16 protein-coding genes and 2 pseudogenes are annotated in these 18,516 nt (G+C 37.9%); 3 read left to right on the top strand and 15 right to left on the bottom strand.

From position 1 onward, the window contains the following. Positions 1-65: 65 nt before the first annotated feature. From brpA to ACPC57_RS00305, 8 genes are all read right to left on the bottom strand, one after another. Positions 66-1,241 (bottom strand): biofilm formation/cell division transcriptional regulator BrpA, encoded by a 1,176-nt coding sequence (gene brpA, locus ACPC57_RS00340; RefSeq protein WP_313095029.1) that lies wholly within the window; start codon positions 1,239-1,241, stop codon positions 66-68. Then, positions 1,238-1,765, bottom strand: a complete 528-nt coding sequence (locus tag ACPC57_RS00335; RefSeq protein WP_434066066.1) for an N-acetyltransferase family protein — start codon at positions 1,763-1,765, stop codon at positions 1,238-1,240. Before ACPC57_RS00335 ends, brpA begins: the two co-directional genes overlap by 4 nt. Beyond that, complete coding sequence (tsaE, locus tag ACPC57_RS00330) at positions 1,758-2,198, bottom strand: tRNA (adenosine(37)-N6)-threonylcarbamoyltransferase complex ATPase subunit type 1 TsaE (protein ID WP_277844571.1); 441 nt, start codon at positions 2,196-2,198, stop codon at positions 1,758-1,760. Before tsaE ends, ACPC57_RS00335 begins: the two co-directional genes overlap by 8 nt. A 105-nt stretch (positions 2,199-2,303) precedes the next feature. After that, positions 2,304-3,968 carry a DAK2 domain-containing protein gene (locus ACPC57_RS00325; protein WP_434066065.1) on the bottom strand — a complete coding sequence of 555 codons (1,665 nt, stop codon included), beginning with the start codon at positions 3,966-3,968 and terminating at the stop codon, positions 2,304-2,306. 2 nt (positions 3,969-3,970) lie between these two features. Next, positions 3,971-4,336, bottom strand: a complete 366-nt coding sequence (locus tag ACPC57_RS00320; RefSeq protein ID WP_024392607.1) for an Asp23/Gls24 family envelope stress response protein — start codon at positions 4,334-4,336, stop codon at positions 3,971-3,973. Positions 4,337-4,681: 345 nt separating this feature from the next. Further along, positions 4,682-7,333 (bottom strand): bifunctional acetaldehyde-CoA/alcohol dehydrogenase, encoded by a 2,652-nt coding sequence (gene adhE / locus ACPC57_RS00315; protein ID WP_434066064.1) that lies wholly within the window; start codon positions 7,331-7,333, stop codon positions 4,682-4,684. A gap of 203 nt (positions 7,334-7,536) precedes the next feature. Continuing rightward, on the bottom strand, positions 7,537-8,820 hold the full coding sequence (gene hisS / locus ACPC57_RS00310) for a histidine--tRNA ligase (RefSeq protein ID WP_130555351.1): 1,284 nt from the start codon (positions 8,818-8,820) through the stop codon (positions 7,537-7,539). Positions 8,821-8,932: 112 nt separating this feature from the next. Beyond that, the gene (locus ACPC57_RS00305) at positions 8,933-9,634 is read right to left on the bottom strand and encodes a hypothetical protein (protein WP_434065593.1); all 702 of its coding nucleotides are present in this window, start codon (positions 9,632-9,634) and stop codon (positions 8,933-8,935) included. A gap of 364 nt (positions 9,635-9,998) precedes the next feature. Between ACPC57_RS00305 and ACPC57_RS00300 the strand changes: the two are divergent. The 3 genes and pseudogenes from ACPC57_RS00300 to rpmG all read left to right on the top strand — a co-directional run bounded on the left by ACPC57_RS00300 (position 9,999) and on the right by rpmG (position 11,475). Beyond that, positions 9,999-10,938, top strand: a pseudogene (locus ACPC57_RS00300) (IS30 family transposase). A gap of 189 nt (positions 10,939-11,127) precedes the next feature. Beyond that, complete coding sequence (gene rpmF, locus ACPC57_RS00295) at positions 11,128-11,310, top strand: 50S ribosomal protein L32 (protein WP_002937589.1); 183 nt, start codon at positions 11,128-11,130, stop codon at positions 11,308-11,310. A gap of 15 nt (positions 11,311-11,325) precedes the next feature. Then, a complete protein-coding gene (gene rpmG, locus ACPC57_RS00290; protein WP_002262412.1) occupies positions 11,326-11,475 on the top strand; it encodes a 50S ribosomal protein L33 in 150 nt (49 codons plus the stop codon). 505 nt (positions 11,476-11,980) lie between these two features. Here the strand turns inward: rpmG and ACPC57_RS00285 are convergent. The 7 genes and pseudogenes from ACPC57_RS00285 to ACPC57_RS00255 form a co-directional block, all read right to left on the bottom strand. After that, positions 11,981-12,295, bottom strand: a pseudogene (locus ACPC57_RS00285) (protein kinase domain-containing protein); the annotation flags it as partial. Positions 12,296-12,978: 683 nt separating this feature from the next. Beyond that, on the bottom strand, positions 12,979-13,392 hold the full coding sequence (locus ACPC57_RS00280; protein WP_172036821.1) for an arsenate reductase ArsC: 414 nt from the start codon (positions 13,390-13,392) through the stop codon (positions 12,979-12,981). Next, positions 13,385-13,657: a thioredoxin family protein gene (locus ACPC57_RS00275; RefSeq protein ID WP_217374255.1), complete on the bottom strand. Its 273-nt coding sequence runs from the start codon at positions 13,655-13,657 to the stop codon at positions 13,385-13,387. The genes ACPC57_RS00280 and ACPC57_RS00275 overlap by 8 nt, the downstream gene beginning before the upstream one ends. A 12-nt stretch (positions 13,658-13,669) precedes the next feature. Continuing rightward, complete coding sequence (locus ACPC57_RS00270) at positions 13,670-14,665, bottom strand: permease (RefSeq protein ID WP_434066063.1); 996 nt, start codon at positions 14,663-14,665, stop codon at positions 13,670-13,672. A gap of 59 nt (positions 14,666-14,724) precedes the next feature. Continuing rightward, positions 14,725-15,045 (bottom strand): ArsR/SmtB family transcription factor, encoded by a 321-nt coding sequence (locus tag ACPC57_RS00265; RefSeq protein WP_024392595.1) that lies wholly within the window; start codon positions 15,043-15,045, stop codon positions 14,725-14,727. Positions 15,046-15,341: 296 nt separating this feature from the next. Beyond that, positions 15,342-17,054, bottom strand: a complete 1,713-nt coding sequence (locus ACPC57_RS00260) for an ABC transporter permease/substrate binding protein (protein ID WP_434066062.1) — start codon at positions 17,052-17,054, stop codon at positions 15,342-15,344. A gap of 9 nt (positions 17,055-17,063) precedes the next feature. After that, positions 17,064-18,257: a quaternary amine ABC transporter ATP-binding protein gene (locus ACPC57_RS00255; RefSeq protein ID WP_274504281.1), complete on the bottom strand. Its 1,194-nt coding sequence runs from the start codon at positions 18,255-18,257 to the stop codon at positions 17,064-17,066. Positions 18,258-18,516: the final 259 nt, after the last annotated feature.

Here is an 18,516-nt window from a genome sequence, read left to right as displayed (position 1 = left end):
TTTTCGTTATGCAAATTTAAATGATAGTGAGTTTTGCCCGATTTCTTTAACGATATTATTTGAGCTTATTCCCCTTCTGAACTATAGGTATCTGTAGCAGTGGTTTCTAAATTCATCTCTGCTGTCGTATCATATGTGGTCGAATCTTCAGTTGACGTTTGGGCCCAGGGACTTGCTTCAAGCACCAATTCATTTGTATATGCATTATATACATTAACTGGACTTGGAAGGTACATCATACTTTCATTCACTTGAACATTTGTCACTAAATCAGTAGCAGTTGGTTGCCCGGTCGATGCTTTCAAAACATTTTGCATTTCCAACAGATGCTCACTAGTAGGCAATTGATAGCTGAGTTCGTTAATCATCTGTTCCTCACCCTGCAATTGATACGGTTCCAAATTAGATAAAGCATCTTTATACCCCAATAGAGAAGGGATAGTTGAGGTGTTAATTTCAATATTTGTCCGCATATTATTTGAAATAGCTGTCAGAATTTTTTTGTATTGTGTTAATCCATCTAAATTTAACAACTTCTTTACGATAGCGGTAATCACTTCTCGTTGCCGTCTTTGCCGACCTATATCACCTTCAGGGTCATCATAACGCATTCGGGAATAAACCAATGCTTGATTACCATTTACTAATGATTTTCCTTCCGGAACAACTGCAGTATAAGCTGGTTCATGTTCCGAAATTGAGATTGGGAATCCCAAAGTATTATTTACCTCAATCCCCCCAAGTGCGTCAACCAATTCAACTAGCCCATCCATATTAATCTCAACATAGCGATCAATGGTAATATCCATCATTTTTTCAATCGTCGCAATTGCCATCGGAGCTTGTCCATAGCTATAGGAATGATTTAGTTTTTCAATTGTCCCACTGGATGTCCCATCTGGCTCTGCAATTTCAACCATGATATCTCTCGTCAGACTCATCATAGTAGTTGTTTTCGTCGTGGGATTTAAGGTAACAAGTATCATCGAGTCACTTCGACCACCGTCCCACTGACCCCCGCGAGAAGCCTGGTCCATATCAACCCCCATCAACAAGATGGTTAATGGTTCTGTCGCATCAATTGGTTGAATCGAATCATCATTATCATCCAAAGATTTAAATGTTTTTGAGATTTCCCCGAGCGAAAAGCCCAATAAACTATTGCCGTAAACTCCAGCGGCTACCACTGTCAACAAGAAAATCGACAAGGACATCAAGACTATTTTTTTCCAAATTTTCATAGATCACCAATCAACATACCCATATAATAGAGATCTAGCCATTCACCTTGATCAGTTCTAGCTCCTCTATATTGAGTTCCTTCTATTTGAAATCCTAATTTTTTATAAAGATGTACTGCAGCTTGATTGCGAACTTGGACTGTCAACTCTAATCGGCTCAGCAAACCAATTTCCCGTACCCAATGCAAAACTTCTTCTAAGAGTATAGTGCCAATTCCATAACCCCAATATTCTTTCTTAACTGCAATAAAGATATTTCCAATATGGCTAATTCGAAATTGTTTAGAAGACTTAACAGTTATTGCACCGACAACCTCATTCTCTAGTTTTGCCAGCAAATGGATTTCCCTAGGATTTTCAACCCCAGCCGCAAAAATCGTTTTCATCTGCTCTTGATGATATGCAAAACCAGTTTCGTCCATGACCAAGAAATCTGTTTCTGAGGCTACTTGCTGCATAAAATGGATAAACGCCTGCGCATCACTGGGATCTGCTTCACAAAATTCAATCTCTTTTCTACGCATTTGGAATCTCCGCAAGTAAACTTTGGCTTTGTCTTCCAAAGGATTCAAAAGAAAGAGAGCGACCTTCTTCAACCTTTTCAATATAGATTCTTAGATAATCATCGAACAAAGATAAATCCAATAACTCTCCCCATTCGATGACAGTAATTCCGTCACCAAAAAGAAAATCATCCAAATCAATAGAGTCAGGATCATCTCCAATTCGATAAACATCTAAATGAAATAATGGTAGACGTCCTTCATATTCGCGTACAATCGTATAGGTTGGACTTTTAATCATTTGCTCAATGCCAAGACCCTTCGCAATACCTTTTACCAATGTTGTTTTTCCAGCACCAAGATTTCCAGATAACAGTATCACTTGCCCCGCTTGACAAACACTACCGAGGTTTTCACCAATTGAAATCAATTCATTTTCATTTCGACTTAACATACATTCCATTATACCATAGGCCAATTTGTTTGTCATAAGCAGACCAGAAAATCCCAAACGAAAGCGAAAAAATCGTGAGTATGATCACATACTCACGATACATTTTTATTCAACACTGAACAGATATGGGTAGACTGGCTGATCTCCTTGGTGGATTTCAACTTCAAGGTCTTCAAATTGTTCTTCTAATTTTTCAGCTACGGCTTGAGCTAATTCTTTGTCACCTTCTTCGCCAAGATAGATAATAACAATTTCACTATCTTCATCAAGCATTCTTTCAAATGTTGATTCAAGGGTCTCCATCATATCTGGATTAGATACAACAATTTTTCCATCAACCATACCAAGATTATCATTTTCATGAATTTCAAGGCCATCAATTGTTGTATCACGAACAGCTGTCGTAATGCTACCACTTTTCACATTAGCTAGTGAGGCTGTCATGGCTTGTGCGTTACTGTCCAAATCACGACTAGGATCAAATGCCAACAAACTTGTAAAACCTTGTGGAAGGGTCTTAGTTTCTACTACTTTTACAGCAACTTCCGTCGCTTCAGCCGCAGACTGAGCTGCCATTAAAATATTTTTGTTGTTCGGTAGTAAAATTACATTACGCGCATTGACCAAATCAATAGCTTTCAAAAAGTCTTCTGTGGACGGGTTCATGGTTTGACCTCCAGAAATCACATAGTCAACACCTTGTGATTTGAAAATCTCAGTTAACCCTTCCCCAGCTGCTACAGCAATAATAGCATATTCTTTTTGCTCAGCTGGTTTTTGTAAAGAACCCTCTTTCTCAACTTGCGCTTCATGTTGCTCACGCATATTATCCACTTTAACTTTAACCAAGCTACCATATTGAAGACCAGCCTGCATTACCAAACCAGGATCTTCCGTGTGAACGTGTACTTTTACAATGTCATCATCGTTGACAACTAGGAGAGAATCCCCCAGATCATTGAGATAATTACGGAATTCTTCATAGTCAAATTCTTTAACATAAGTAGGACCTTGGCGTAGAGCTACCATGATTTCTGTACAATAACCATAAGTAATATCTTCCGTTGCAACGTGACCAGCTACAGACATGTGGTGTTCTGCATTTATCATCTCTGACATAACTGCTGGAGTCGCCTCAAATTCTTCAGAAGCAATGTACTCACCTGTAAGAGCTGACAAGAAACCTTCATAAATATATACAAGTCCTTGACCGCCTGAATCGACAACTCCAACCTCTTTCAAGACTGGAAGCATATCAGGTGTTTTCTTTAGGGCGCGATTAGCACCATCCAGTGTTGCACGCATAACTTCGATTGCATCATCTGTTTCTTCAGCTTTTTTGAGCGCTGCAGTTGCGGCACCACGAGATACAGTAAGAATAGTACCCTCAACAGGTTTCATAACGGCTTTATAAGCTACCTCTACACCATGTTGAAAAGCCTGTGCTAAATCCTTACCATCCAATTCAACCTTACCCTTAACAGATTGACCGAAACCACGGAATAACTGAGATGTAATAACACCAGAGTTCCCGCGCGCTCCCATTAGCAATCCTTTGGACAAAATTTGTGCAGCTTCACCTACTGTAGAAGCAGGCTTATCCGCAACTTCCTTAGCACCATTTGCAATGGTCATCCCCATATTGGTACCTGTATCCCCATCTGGTACAGGGAATACGTTTAGTGAGTTGACATATTCAGCTTGTTTATTCAGACGAGTTGATGCAGCCTGCACCATTCCTTGAAATAAACTAGTAGTAATTTTAGACACAATTATTCTCCTACGACTTTAATATTTTGGATAAAAACATTAACGGCATCAACAGAGATACCCAATTGACTCTCCAAGTTAAACTTCACGCGTTCTTGGATATTGCGAGATACTTCACTTATTTTTACACCATAACTCATCACAGTATAAACATCGACTGCAATACGACCATCTTCTAAAGTCTTGATAACTACACCTTTGGAATAGTTTTCTTTTCTCAAAAGAGCCTGAAAATTGTCCTTAATCGCAGATTTACTAGCCATCCCAACAACACCAAAAATTTCAGTCGTAGCACCGCCGACAACTGTGGCAATCACGTCATCAGTCAATTCTATTTGGCCGTCTTTTGTATTGATCTTAACAGTCATATTCCTTACCTCAAATAGTTTTATCACTCCATTTTACCATATTTTCAGTATTCTGTAAAAAACAAGCTTGTGACATCTGATATCTTCTTGTGTTCTGAAGTATGATTCTTCTATATCTGAAAGAATGGGTAGCAACCCCCATGCTTTCTAACAGTCTATCTTTTTCATCTGCACTTTTGATGTATATTTCTCTCAGCTTTTACAAAATTGAGTTCTTTTTCAAAAAAATTGAGGTAGCTAAGAATCAACTTAGCAACCTCAATCCTATCAGCCAGTTTTAGTTGGCAAATCTAATTATCTCCGAGAAGGTACTTTCAAAAATTATTGCACGAATAAGGAAAGATATTATTTAATCCGACCCGGACGTTCTTTGTAACCGTAGTAAGCGTCATTCATGATTTCTTCCATATCTGCTACCATTGGCAAGCGTGGGTTAGCAGGTGAACATTGGTCTTCATATGCTAGAAGAGCCAATTCATGAGTGTATTTCTTCCATTCTTGTTCGTCAATACCTTGATCTTTAAAGTTCATCTTGATACCAACTTTTTCACCCAATTCGTAAACTGCTTCAGCATAAGCTGCAACAGCTTCTTCTGGAGTAGAATGTGGCAAACCTAACATACGAGCGATGTCTTGGAATTTTTCATCCGCTTTCCAGTAGTTGTACTTAGGCCATGTAGTTGTCTTAGACGGACGAGTACCATTGTAACGGATAACGTATGGCAACAAGATTGCGTTTGTACGTCCATGAACTGTGTGGAAGCGACCACCAATCTTATGGGCCATAGAGTGGCTCATACCCAAGAAGGCATTTGCAAAAGCCATACCAGCCATTGTAGAAGCATTGTGGATTTTTTCACGTGCTTCTGGATCACCAGTCAAGACAGATTTTTCAAGGTATTGGAATACCAACTTAATAGTTTGAAGGGCAATACCATCAGTGTAGTCGTTCGCAAAGTTAGAAGTGTATGCTTCTGTCGCATGAGTCAATACATCCATACCAGTATCAGCTGCGATGAAGGCTGGAACTGACTCTACCAATGCTGGGTCTACGATTGCAATTGTTGGTGTCAATGAGTAGTCAGCGAGTGGGTATTTGCGGTTATTTTTCTTATCAGAAATAACGGCAAACGGTGTTACTTCTGAACCTGTACCAGATGTAGTTGGGATACCGATGTATTTAGCTTTTTGACCCAATGATGGGAATTTGAAGGCACGTTTACGGATATCCATGAATTTCTGAACAAGGTCACGGAAGTCGATTTCTGGTTGTTCATAGAAGAGCCACATTACTTTAGCAGCATCCATTGGTGAACCACCACCGAGCGCAATAATTGTATCCGGTTGGAATGCACGCATTACTTCAGCACCGCGTTCAACTGTTGTAATATCTGGATCTGGTTCAACATCTGAGAAGACTTGAATAGTCACTTGATTTGAGCGAGCATTCAATTGATCGATGACACGTTGAACAAAACCAAGACGTTCGATTGATTTGTCTGTTACGATCATAACACGTTCAAGGCCTTCTGCTGTTTGAAGGTATTGAATAGAGTTACGTTCGAAGTAAATTTTTGAAGGAACTTTAAACCATTGCATATTATTTCTACGTTTCCCTACTTTCTTGATGTTAAGAAGGTTGATAGCAGATACGTTATCACCAACTGAGTTACGTCCATATGAACCACATCCGAGTGTTAATGATGGAATAAATGCATTATAAACGTCACCGATACCACCGAAAGTAGAAGGTGAGTTCCAGATAATACGCATTGCTTTCATTTCAGTACCGAAACGTTTTGCAAGTTCTTCATCTTTAGTATGGATTGCAGCAGAGTGTCCAAGACCGTTGAACTCTACCATTTGACGAGCTTTTTTAATGCCATCTTCTACGTCTTCAGCTTTCAATACAGCAATTACTGGAGAAAGTTTTTCACGTGTAAGAGGCTCATTTGGTCCAACTTCAGCACATTCAGCAGCCAAGATGTTTGTTCCTTCTGGAACTTTGAAGCCTGCTTGTTCCGCAATCCATGCAGCAGGTTTACCAACGATATCAGCATTCAATTTACCTTCTGCACAGTTTTTGCTATTTGCTTTTACACCGAAGCAGTACTCTTCAAGGAGTGCTTTTTCTTCTTTGTTAACAAAGTAAGTTTTGTATGACTTAAATTCTTCAACGAATTCATCATAAATTTCTTTATCGATGATGACTGCTTGCTCAGAAGCACATACCATACCGTTGTCAAATGATTTAGACATAACGATATCGTGAGCTGCTTGACGAATATCTGCAGATTTTTCGATATATGCTGGAACGTTACCTGCACCAACACCAAGAGCTGGTTTACCACATGAATACGCTGCACGTACCATTGCGTTACCACCTGTTGCCAAGATAGTTGAGATACCATCGTGGTTCATGAGGGCATTTGTAGCAGCAATAGATGGCTCAGTAATCCATTGGATACAGTTTTCAGGGGCACCTGCTTTTACAGCAGCTTCATAAACGATACGTGCTGCATGTGCAGAAGATTCTTGTGCAGATGGGTGGAAACCAAATACGATTGGGTTACGAGTTTTAAGTGCGATAAGTGATTTGAAAATAGCTGTTGAAGTTGGGTTAGTTGTTGGAGTAACACCACAGATAACACCGACAGGTTCTGCAATTTTTGTCAAACCAGTAATAGGATCATCTTCGATAATACCAACTGTTTTTAAACCGCGCATGTGATTTACAACGTGTTCACACGCAAACAAGTTTTTTGTAGCTTTGTCTTCAAAGACACCGCGACCTGTTTCTTCTACAGCGTGTGCTGCTAAGATACCGTGAGCATCAAGCGCTGCTACGGATGCTTTCGCAACGATGTAGTCAACTTGTTCTTGGTTCAATTTGCGAAACTCATCCAAGGCTACCAAACCTTTTTGAACAAGTTCGTCAACATGTTTTTGAGCTGCCACCAATTTTTCTTCAGGTGATACTACTTTTTGTTCAGCCATTTTAGTCCTCCATTTATAAAACAGACGTTTGTTACTTTTTTCACATGTTTATAATACAACAACTTTTTGATTTTGTAAAGTGTTTTTGTTAATTTTTTCACAATTTTTTCGAAAAATCCGAATAAAGCGCTTTCATTTTTCGTTTTTGATAAACCATCTTCTTATAAAGATGGCTCATCAATACACTATCATAGGATACAACACTAATTTTCACTTAGTTTTTCTAAAATACTAGCAAATTCTGTTTTAACTATTTCAAGACTTGTTTCAACCTCTTTTCGAGTCTGGTTATTTTTCACCACGACTTGACCTGATTCGATTTCGCTACCACCTAAGGTAATGATTGTCTTGGCTCCAAATACATCTGCTGACTTAAACTGGGCTTTGAGCTTGCGGTCAAGGTAGTCTCGCTCTGCTCGGAACCCTTGCTTGCGGATGGCTTGAACCAACTCAAGCGCTCCGCCATTGGCCTCCTGACCCAAAACAGCTATGTAAACATCTATTTGGGTATCAATCGGAAGCTCAATACTTTGCTTTTCAAGTACGAGAATCAGACGTTCAATCCCCATGCCAAAGCCGAAGGCTGGTGTTTCTGGACCACCAAAATAGCTAACCAATCCATCATAACGACCGCCAGCACAGATGGTCAAGTCACTGCCACCTACTTCGGTCATGAATTCAAAAATAGTATGGTTATAGTAGTCTAGACCACGTACCATATTCGTGTCGATTTCATATGAAATGCCAAGTTTGTCTAGCATAGACTTGACTGCTTCAAAGTGAGCTGTACTTTCCTGATCCAGATAGTCCAAGATGGATGGTGCATTTTCTACAGCAACCTTGTCTTCTTTTTCTTTTGAGTCTAACACGCGGAGAGGATTTTCTTCCAAACGGCGCTGGCTATCTTTAGACAGTTGATCCTTGAGCGGTGTCAGATAGTCAATCAAGGCTTGGCGATAGGCTGCGCGACTTTCTGGATTCCCCAAACTATTGAGATGCAAACGAACATCTTTAATCCCCAACTCTTCAAAGAAATGATAAGCCATGGCAATAATTTCTACATCTGTTGCTGGATTATTTGAGCCGAAGCACTCTACACCAATCTGATGGAACTGACGCAAACGACCTGCCTGAGGACGCTCATATCGGAACATGGGCCCCATATAGTAAAATTTTGCCGGTTTTTGCACTTCTGGGGCAAAGAGTTTATTTTCTACGTATGAACGAACAACTGGCGCTGTGCCTTCTGGACGAAGAGTAATATGACGTTCTCCCTTATCGTAAAAATCGTACATTTCCTTGGTCACAATATCTGTGGTATCGCCAACAGAGCGACTGATTACTTCGTAATGTTCAAAGATAGGTGTGCGAATTTCCGAAAAATTATACTGTTTAAAAATAGAACGCGCGAAATTTTCTACATATTGCCATTTGGCAGAGTCCTGTGGAAGTAAATCTTGCGTCCCTTTTGGTTTTTGTAGTTTCATGGGCTTTCTCATTTCTCTAAATATTGCCCCTTATTTTATCATATTTTGGGCTTTTTTGGAAATGGCAGAGCAAACAAAAAGCCGTGCCTACTGACACGACCTTGTTTAAAACCTATTTCTTGTCTACAATCTGGAAATTCAAGTCGGCCACTTCGATTTCAACCTCAAGTTTTTCTTCTGAATTGAGATTGAGGAGGTTTTCTAAGGCTGTTTCAGCAAAGGCCGCTACTTTTTCTTGGCGTTCCGCGTCATTCAATACTTTCTCACTTGTCTTGTAAATGGCTTCTTGGGATTTTTCATTTAGAAATTCCTGGGCCTTTAGTCCAGAAGTGAAGACATCGACTGCCTTGTCCAGCAGACCATTGCTATTGTTGCTGATTTTAATTTCTCCATGTTGCTGAGAATCAACTTCGACAAGAACAGGTTTCTTGAAGGTTAAATTATTGTTTTGAATCTGGACATCTGACTGACTAATCCCTTCCAAGACCAACTTGAACTCCGTCTGCACAGGAATATCAACAGACATTTCACGTCCTACAAAGAGCTTGGTAATCGGTTCTGTCCAGTCTGGCCATTCTTGCAGATTATTATTATCAAAAGTATGGTTGGCAGTTGTATCCACCTCGGCACCTGCCACAACCAGCTTGCTTTCCGCTTCAAACTTCTTAATGACAAACTCATATTGAACCTTGTGGGTCCCTTGGAACCATGCTAGAATACTATTTCTAAACCAGAAGATCCCTATACCTAAAACTAGCAACAAGACCAAGAGGCTAGCCAACTTTTTCGCAAAAAACTTCCCAACTGTTTTCATACAGTTCTCCTTCATATTGAATAATTGGAACTCGTCCTATAACTATTATATAAATGCCGTCAAGTGAATTTTGTTTCTTTTTGAATATTATAGCAAACTTTCTTTAGTAAAAGTTCTATAATGAGTTAGCCACCTCGCCTTGTTCAAAAATATTTGTTTCACTATCTTTGAGTAAGCCGGTAATTTCATTTGATAACAGGCTTGAAGCTGTTAGGCTAAGTGGCAAAGGCTAATAGTAGCCTTGGTTTAGCTACCAAAACAGGTTCAAGGGTTCCTGTTGTCAAAGGAAATCGATGTTAAGGTAAAAGAAAATATCTCTGTGCTATACTTGTTGTTCACCACAAACACAAGGAAGGGCACAGAGATGCAAAAACATTATACACCAAAAGGCAAACATTTGACAATGGATAACCGTCGCCTGATTGAACGATGAAAAAATGAAAATATGTCCAATCGTGAAATTGCTGGTTTACTTGGAAAGGCTCCTCAGACCATTAATAACGAGATCAATCGTGGTACAACCTTACTACAAGTGCGAAAAGGGCTGTACAAAAAAGTCTATTCTGCTGACTATGCACAAACTGTTTGCCACACCGATCGAAAGAGGTCGGTGAAAAAATTAATTCTAACCAAAGAAATCAAAGAGTAGATTTTACACTATACTAAGCAAAAGTTTTCTCCCGAAATGATGGTGAAGAAGAAACAGCTGGCTGTTGGGAGTTCAACTATTTACTGTTCGGTTCATCATGGTCATTTAGGATTGAAAAAAGCGGATATGCTTTATCCTAGAAAAAAGAAAGCAATCAAAAAGCAAGCTAGTCCTAACTTTAAACCAACAGGCAAATCTATCGAATAACGTCCTGACGTTATCAATCTTCGCTTGGAAAATGGGTATTATGAAATTGATACGGTTCTATTAACTAAGGTGAAAAATCATGCCTGTTAGTCTTAACCGACCGTCGGAGTAGACACCAAATCATCCATTTGATACCTAACAAAACCACTGAATCAGTCAATCAGGCACTGGAGGGAATCTTGAGGGAACATCGTATTCTGTTAATGGTACAGAATTTTGTCGTCTGGCTGAAGTGTTTCCTGAGGAGTATATCTACTATGCGCATCCCTACTCTTCATGGTAGAGGGGAACGATTGAAAATCACAATCGATTGATTCGGAGATGGCTACCAAAAGGAACCAAGAAAACGACCTCGAGAGAAGTCACTTTTATCGAAAATCGGATGAACTATTACCCTAAAAAATGCTTTGACTACAAGTCGCCGAGTGAATTTCTTATGTGTGGCTAATTTCAACTTGAAATTTGGGAAACTTTCTTTAGGTGGGAATTTAGGTGAATAAAATTTTTAAAAATATCTGTCAAGTAACTTTACTTTACAAAGAAGTTTTGATATACTGTTAAAGTTGACGAAAGTCATACTATAACTTTTAAATTTGAAGAGGGCTTTGCTCTCGTATTTTAATGGAGGAAAATAGAAATGGCAGTACCTGCACGTCGCACTTCAAAAGCGAAGAAAAACAAACGTCGTACTCACTATAAAGTAGCAGCTCCAACTGTGAAATTTGATGAAACTACTGGAGATTACTCACGTTCACACCGTGTATCTTTGAAAGGATACTACAAAGGACGTAAAATCGCTAAGGCTGCTTCAGCTGAATAATAGAAGGGAGATACCATGCGCGTAAATATTACACTTGAACACAAAGAATCTGGTGAACGCTTGTACCTTACTTCAAAAAACAAACGTAACACTCCAGACCGTCTTCAATTGAAAAAATACTCACCAAAATTGCGTAAACACGTGATTTTTACTGAAGTAAAATAAGACAATATACAGAAAGCCCTTGAAAACAACGTTTCAAAGGCTTTTATCTTTTGATTTTAGCAAAATAACTGAATTTTAACTGATTATAATAAATCAAATAATTATTTCTGCTAAATCTATCATAGCCTGTTCAATCTTATGTAGAACATGCAGATAATGAAAGGAACACTTCGAATGAGGTGTTCCTTTTTATTATTGCTCTTTCAGCATGAAATATCCTCAGTTAAAATTTCCATTCTTCTTGTATTTCTAAGAACGCATTTTTCAACTCTCCAATTGTTTTATATCTATAATTATGATTCGCGTGCAATCCCTTTTCCATAAATTCCTTTAATTTGGGGAAATCGAATCTATTCATATTCTTAAATCTTCCAGTCAACACAAAGTAAATTAATTTTGAGAGGGCATAGTATTCGTATTGCTTGCTGTAATTTTTAAATCCTTCTGTACTTAAACCAGATGCATCATCAAAATAGCCACGAACTTCTGTTTTTAATGATGTTAATTAACTATCAACTGTTTTAACTAATCCAAAGTCAGCAATTTTTACGACAACCTCTTCTAGATATTTTTTGAGTAAAACATTTTTAGGGCTAATGTCTTTATGTAAAAGCCCAATTCTGTCAAACACATCAAAAGCCCTAATTATTTGTAAACAGATTTTTCTACGTGCAATAAAGCTTAGTTTCTGATTATTCTTCAAAATATAATCACACAACGAAAAATCTGCGAACTCTATATAGTATTCATTTTTGTTTTTATCTAGGCGATAAACTTCTAATACATACGGAGAATTTATAGATTTCATAACTTCATACTCTTTATAAAATCTCTCCTATTCTTTAGCGTCCAAATCTGTCTTAGCTCTTTTCACAGCAAAATATTTATCATAAAAATCATCAAAGCATTTAAAGATCTGAGTATACGAACCTTCACCAATAGGGAACAATTTAAAACTGGATTCAACAGTCCACTTTTTTTATTAATAATATCTCCAATAAAAAATATTGTAGTTCGTATTTAACTTCAACTTGTCCCATATCTGTTGGTATAGAACTTCCTCTATATTCCATAAGAAATTCTTTGCAATTATCAAATATTTCACCGAAATCTCTATCAATAATAAAACCACTATTTTTTAATTCCGAAACATTTAATAATCTATTTACAATATCAATACAAGTAACGAATTTGAATATTCTGCAACCGAAAACTCAATTACACTTCCAGACCTTGTAAAGAAGGATACAGGAGATGAGGTTACGTTAACAAAAGAGTAGAAAAAGATGAGTGACGGAACTCATCTTTATTTGCTTTCTGAAATTTAACTGATAAGAGTTTTAGATTGATTTGTGCATAAGGGTGTTTAGATAAGGTAGAATTTAAGGTCATTAAGAGATATAACTTTGTTAGTAAAGAAGATTGATTCAAGGGGCATTCAATACATTAGTACATTAGTAATGCTAACGATCACTACTTCTACTTTACACAACAAATTTCTAATCACTTATCAATATCACTTAAAACCTTTGACTTTGAAAGTTCAAACAATTTTTCTTCTATTAGTGCCATAACACTTAAGAATTCACTGTCAGCTTTTCCAGTCGGATCATCTAAACCCCAATCTTCTCTATGATGACAAGGTAGATATGGACAGTCCACGTTACACCCCATTGTTATAACAATATCAATGGGTGGTAGTTCATCAAGTAACTTAGAATATTGTGTCCTTTCCATATCGATATGATGCTTTTCTTTTACTAGTCGGACTGCATCTTGATTGATTTGTGGTTTTGTTTCCGTTCCTGCCGAATAAGCTTCAAAATAGTCCGAATAATATTTTTTGGCCAAGGCTTCGGCCATTTGACTTCTACAAGAATTATGAACACAAATAAAGGCTACTTTAGGCTTAGGCATCAACAATCTCCTCCTGAATAATCTCTTTAACTTCATTCACAGAGAGGACTTTTCCTGAAGCAACAACTTTTTCATTTAATACCAAAGCAGGAGTAGACATAACACCATATGCAGCCATCTTAGAAAAATCCCTTTCATGTTCGATTGTGACATCTATCCCTTCATCAATACAGGCCTGTTGAACATGTTCCTCTAATAAATTACATTTCTTGCACCCAGAACCTAGAACCTTAAACACAATCTGGTTTGATAAAACGTGTGACATCTATATTTCCTCCTAAAGAATAATTGTTTGCAATAGATTAAATAAATAACCTGCTAGGATAATTCCAAAAGTGCAGATCGCAATGAATACTGCTAAAAGTTGTGGCTTTATAGCTCTCTTTAACATGATTAGGGAAGGTAGGCTGAGAGTGGTAACCGCCATCATAAAGGCTAATACCGTTCCCAATTGCGCTCCCTTTTCCAACAAGGCTTCTGCTACAGGAATTGACCCAAAAATATCTGCATACATAGGTATTCCAATAAAGGTTGCTATGATAACCCCGAATGGATTCCTATTTCCCAGAGTGCTAGTCACCCAATTCTCCGGTATCCAGTTATGAATAAAAGCCCCTATTCCTACCCCTATTAGAATATAAGGAAAAACTTTTTTAAATGTTTCAGAAACTTGTTCCTTAGCAAAATTAACCCTATCTCGAAATGTTAAATTCTCCTCTTCTAAAAAAGGCACATGGGCATTTTTCACAAAATCTTCAACATATTTTTCCATACCTAGTTTCTCAATAAAAGTACCACCCAAAACTGCAATTACTAAGCCAAATAGCACGTAAATAAAAGCAACCTTACTCCCAAAAATACTCATCAGAAGAATCAAACTACCAAGGTCAACCATCGGAGAGGAAATTAAAAACGAGAAAGTCACACCAACGGGTAGTCCTGCACTGGTAAAACCCATAAATAGTGGAATGGAAGAACAGGAACAAAATGGAGTAACAGTCCCCAATAGAGCTGATACAATATTGGCAGAAATACCATCAAACCGACTTAGAATCTTACGACTTCTTTCAGGTGGGAAATAACTTTGAATATAGGATATAGAAAAAATTAAGACACATAGTAAAATGGTAATTTTGATAACATCGTAAAAGAAAAACTGAAAAGCTCCTCCAAGTCGAGTCGTCATATCAATCCCAATCAGCGACAATAACTTTCCAACACCTTCATTTAACCATTTCATTCCAAGAATTTGTTCTTGAATAAACCTCCACATGATCATACTCCTTTTTATATCAAAAATCATTGATATGTTTTGTTAAATCAAAAGCCATTCTATGATGACTTCCGATTACAATGACATTGTCCTATAGTTTCAACCTCAAAATTCGTTAGTTGACCAAGACGACTCAGGGCATAATTACGCCCTTGATAACTCAGGCTATAGTGTCTCCATTTCCCTTCTTGACGACTAACAACAATCCCTGACTGACATAAAATTTTCATATGATAAGATAGGGCCGACTGAGCAATCCCCAATTTCTCAATAAGTACACAAGCACAGGTTTCACCTTTTTTTAAATAATCTAGGATTAGCAAGCGTTTCTCATCTGCCAGAGCTTTAAACAATTGAGCATCCGTTGAAAAATCTTTAATATTACTCACCTCATATCAAAATATTTTGATTTATCTTTTCAGTAAGTATAAAACAATTTCAAATTATTGTCAATTAATTATAGCACTTTTATTGAGCCATATAAAAATGCATATAGTTAATTTCAAACTATGTGCATTTTTAAAAATAAAATTTATTAAGGAACGGGTACTGTTTAGATGTTTTCCAAGCATATTAATTGAAATAGGATTTTCATCAAACAACAGCTTTTCTTAAAATAAGACGATTGCGCCATTTGTCATTCCTCGATGTTACCCTCAAGTAAAAATAAATGAATTTAATCCAACCATTCTTTTACCTTATCAGGATTTAATTCTATCCAATCTCTTGCAGATTGACGAGGAGTCTTGCCTTCTGAAATTGCCAACATGACAGCCTGCATATCATCTGGTTCCCAATTGAACTGATCAATAATGTTGTAAGCATCTGCCTGATCCTCTTTTAGACCTTGTCTGACAATGGTATGGATTTCTTCCGCATCACCAAATACTCCCATAGGATCTTCTAAAAATTTCAAATCGTACTTAGCAAACATCCAGTGAGGCATCCAAGCCGTAACCACGATATCATCTTCATTTTTCAATGCTTGTTCCAAAGAGGTAACCATAGCACCTGTTGAAGAGGCGGTCAATGACCACGTGGATAAGTTCGCATATTCATTGACTGCGGAGTCAGCAGCTGCCATAATTCCAGCCCCAGGTTCAATTCCGATAATCGTTTGGTTGGCCTGTGAGGTCAATTCCTCAATTGTCGAGATGTCCATATAGCTTGGCACAGCTAGGCCAAGACTGGTACCAAACAAATTTGCGCCCAAATCTACCAGTTGATCTTTATACTGTTCATATTGTGCTTGGTGGGTTGTCGGCAACCATGCAGAGACAGAAGCATCCGCATTTCCTTCTGCTATTGATTTCCAAGCTACTGCATTATCCAATGGGATGAGGTTGACATCATATCCTTGAGATGTTAATACCTCTGCTAAAACATTTGTAGAAGCCACCTCGGAGTCCCACTCCACATAGGCAAGGGTGATTTCTTTTTTATCAGATGTGGTGGCCTTTAGGAAGGATTGAGTAATACCAGTCATCAAAAATGAGATTAGCAAGATTGGAGCAAGGAACTTTGCAAATGTTGAGTGCTTAGCAGCTTTCCGTTTCGGCTGGTTTAAAAACTGAGTAAAGCGATCAATAATGATAGCTAATACAACCAGCGCTAGACCTGAAACAAAACCTGCACCAATCTCTGCATGTTGTAGAGCAGATAAAACTCCATTTCCTAAACCCGGAGCACCAATCATCGAAGCAGTAACGACCATAGAAAGAGCGAGCATGATTGTTTGGTTCACTCCCGCAAAAATAGTATTTTTTGCTAAGGGTAGCTCTACTTTAAACAAGCGTTGTCGATCGGTTGATCCAAATGATTCTGATGCTTCTATCAATTCTTCTGGAATCTCACGAATTCCCAAATTTGTAAATCGAACAGTTGGCGGCAAGGCAAAAATGACGGAAGCAAAGACCCCTGGAACCATTCCAATCCCAAAGAATGCAACAGCAGGGATTAGATAAACGAATGCTGGCATGGTCTGCATAAAGTCCAACAACGGGCTAATGATTGATTTGGCACGATTGCTCTTAGCCATCCAAACACCCAAGGGGATACCTAATAGAACAGAGATTAGACTTGCAACAAGCACCAAAGTGAATGTATATAGCATTTCTTCCCATAATCCCTGATTATAGATGAACAGCAACCCCAACATCGTCAAAGCGGTGAAACCTTTTTTTCTAGAAACATAGTAAGCAAGGGCAGGAATCACAATCAGTAAAAGTAAGGGAGGAATTACATTCAAAGTATCTGAAACGAAGTTCATCATCGTGTCACCACTTACTTGAATGACTTTAAAAAGTCCTGCTAAATGCTCGGTCAGCCAGTCAATTCCTTTGTCTACCAAATCTTTAATCGGTAAGCTATTTTGTAATATATTATCCACACTGATCTCCTATTCTTCTATTTCAATTCCTTGTTTAGTGAGAGCTTCGATGACACGACCTTTAATTAACACCCCTATCAAACGACCGTTTTCAACAACTGCAATAGGTGCTGCCGAATCATAAATTAGAGGTAAAATATCCTCTAGCAAGGTATCTTTTGAGACTGTACGAATATCCGTATCAATATAGTCAATCAAACTATGCTGTTTTGCATTTGCCTTAAATGCCGCATCTGCCGAAATGACTCCTAGTAATTTTCTTTGACGATTGACAGCAAGAAGCATACTCACTTCTTCTGTGTCCATCCGTCTCAAGGCAACTTTTGGGCCATCAATATCTATATTTGTCGTAATCGGCTTAATCATAATATTTTGAGCTGTTAACACTTTTGAACGATCGACATCTTCGATAAACTCACTGACAAATTCATTAGCAGGATTGGTTAAAATTTCTTCACCCGTCCCTATTTGCATAATCTTACCATCCTTCATGAGAGCAATTCTGTCCCCAATACGTAAGGCTTCGTTTAAATCATGTGTGATGAAGATGATAGTCTTCTGAACTTTTTCCTGTAGGTCTAATAATTCATCCTGCATTTCTTTCCGAATGAGTGGATCCAAGGCCGAAAATGCCTCATCCATCAATAATATATCGGGGTTATTGGCCAAAGCTCTTGCAAGACCTACTCGTTGCTGCATCCCACCGGATAATTGATCAGGGTATTGATCTTTGAAAGGTAAGAGTGAGGAATTCTCTAGTGCTTGTTCGGCCAATTTCTGTCGATCAGCCTTATCCACACCCCTAATTTCTAACCCATACTCCGTATTTTCAAGAATAGTTTTATGCGGGAAAAGTCCAAATTTTTGAAAAACCATATTAACGGAATGACGACGAACTTGTCTTAATTCATCTTGATTCATTTTTGCAATATCATGTCCTTCAATGTAAATACTACCATATGTTGGTTCAATCAAACGGTTAATCAGGCGAATGAGGGTCGATTTTCCGCTACCAGATAAACCCATAATAACGAATATTTCACCTTGTTTCACCTCGAAAGTTGCATCATAAACACCTACTGTACAACCGGTTTTCTCCAAAATATCTGTTTTGGCTCTTCCTTGTTTAACCATTTCCAATGCCTGTTTCTGTTTTTTTCCAAAAATTTTCGTAACATTCTTTATTTCTAATATTGATTCCATTTTTTCTCCCTCCAAAGTGAACATATATAATTTTAACATATATTGTCACTTTGAATGTTAAAAGCTGGTATCATTATTACAAGTGTTTATCAGTAAGGTTACAAACAATAATGAATTTTGTGTCACTGGCAATTTTATATACAGTTCTATTTATTTTTTTAACTAACTCTATCCACCTCTAAAATTTTCAAATTGGGGTCTTACTCATAGTATACATTCAGGATTGTTTAATACACGTACAATAAAAAATCGAATGTTT

Source organism: Streptococcus sp. VTCC 12886, assembly GCF_049893425.1.
Lineage (GTDB): Bacteria > Bacillota > Bacilli > Lactobacillales > Streptococcaceae > Streptococcus > Streptococcus suis_AA.
The sequence above is the reverse complement of the archived record's forward strand: the minus strand, read 5'-3'. Positions and strand labels throughout refer to the sequence as shown.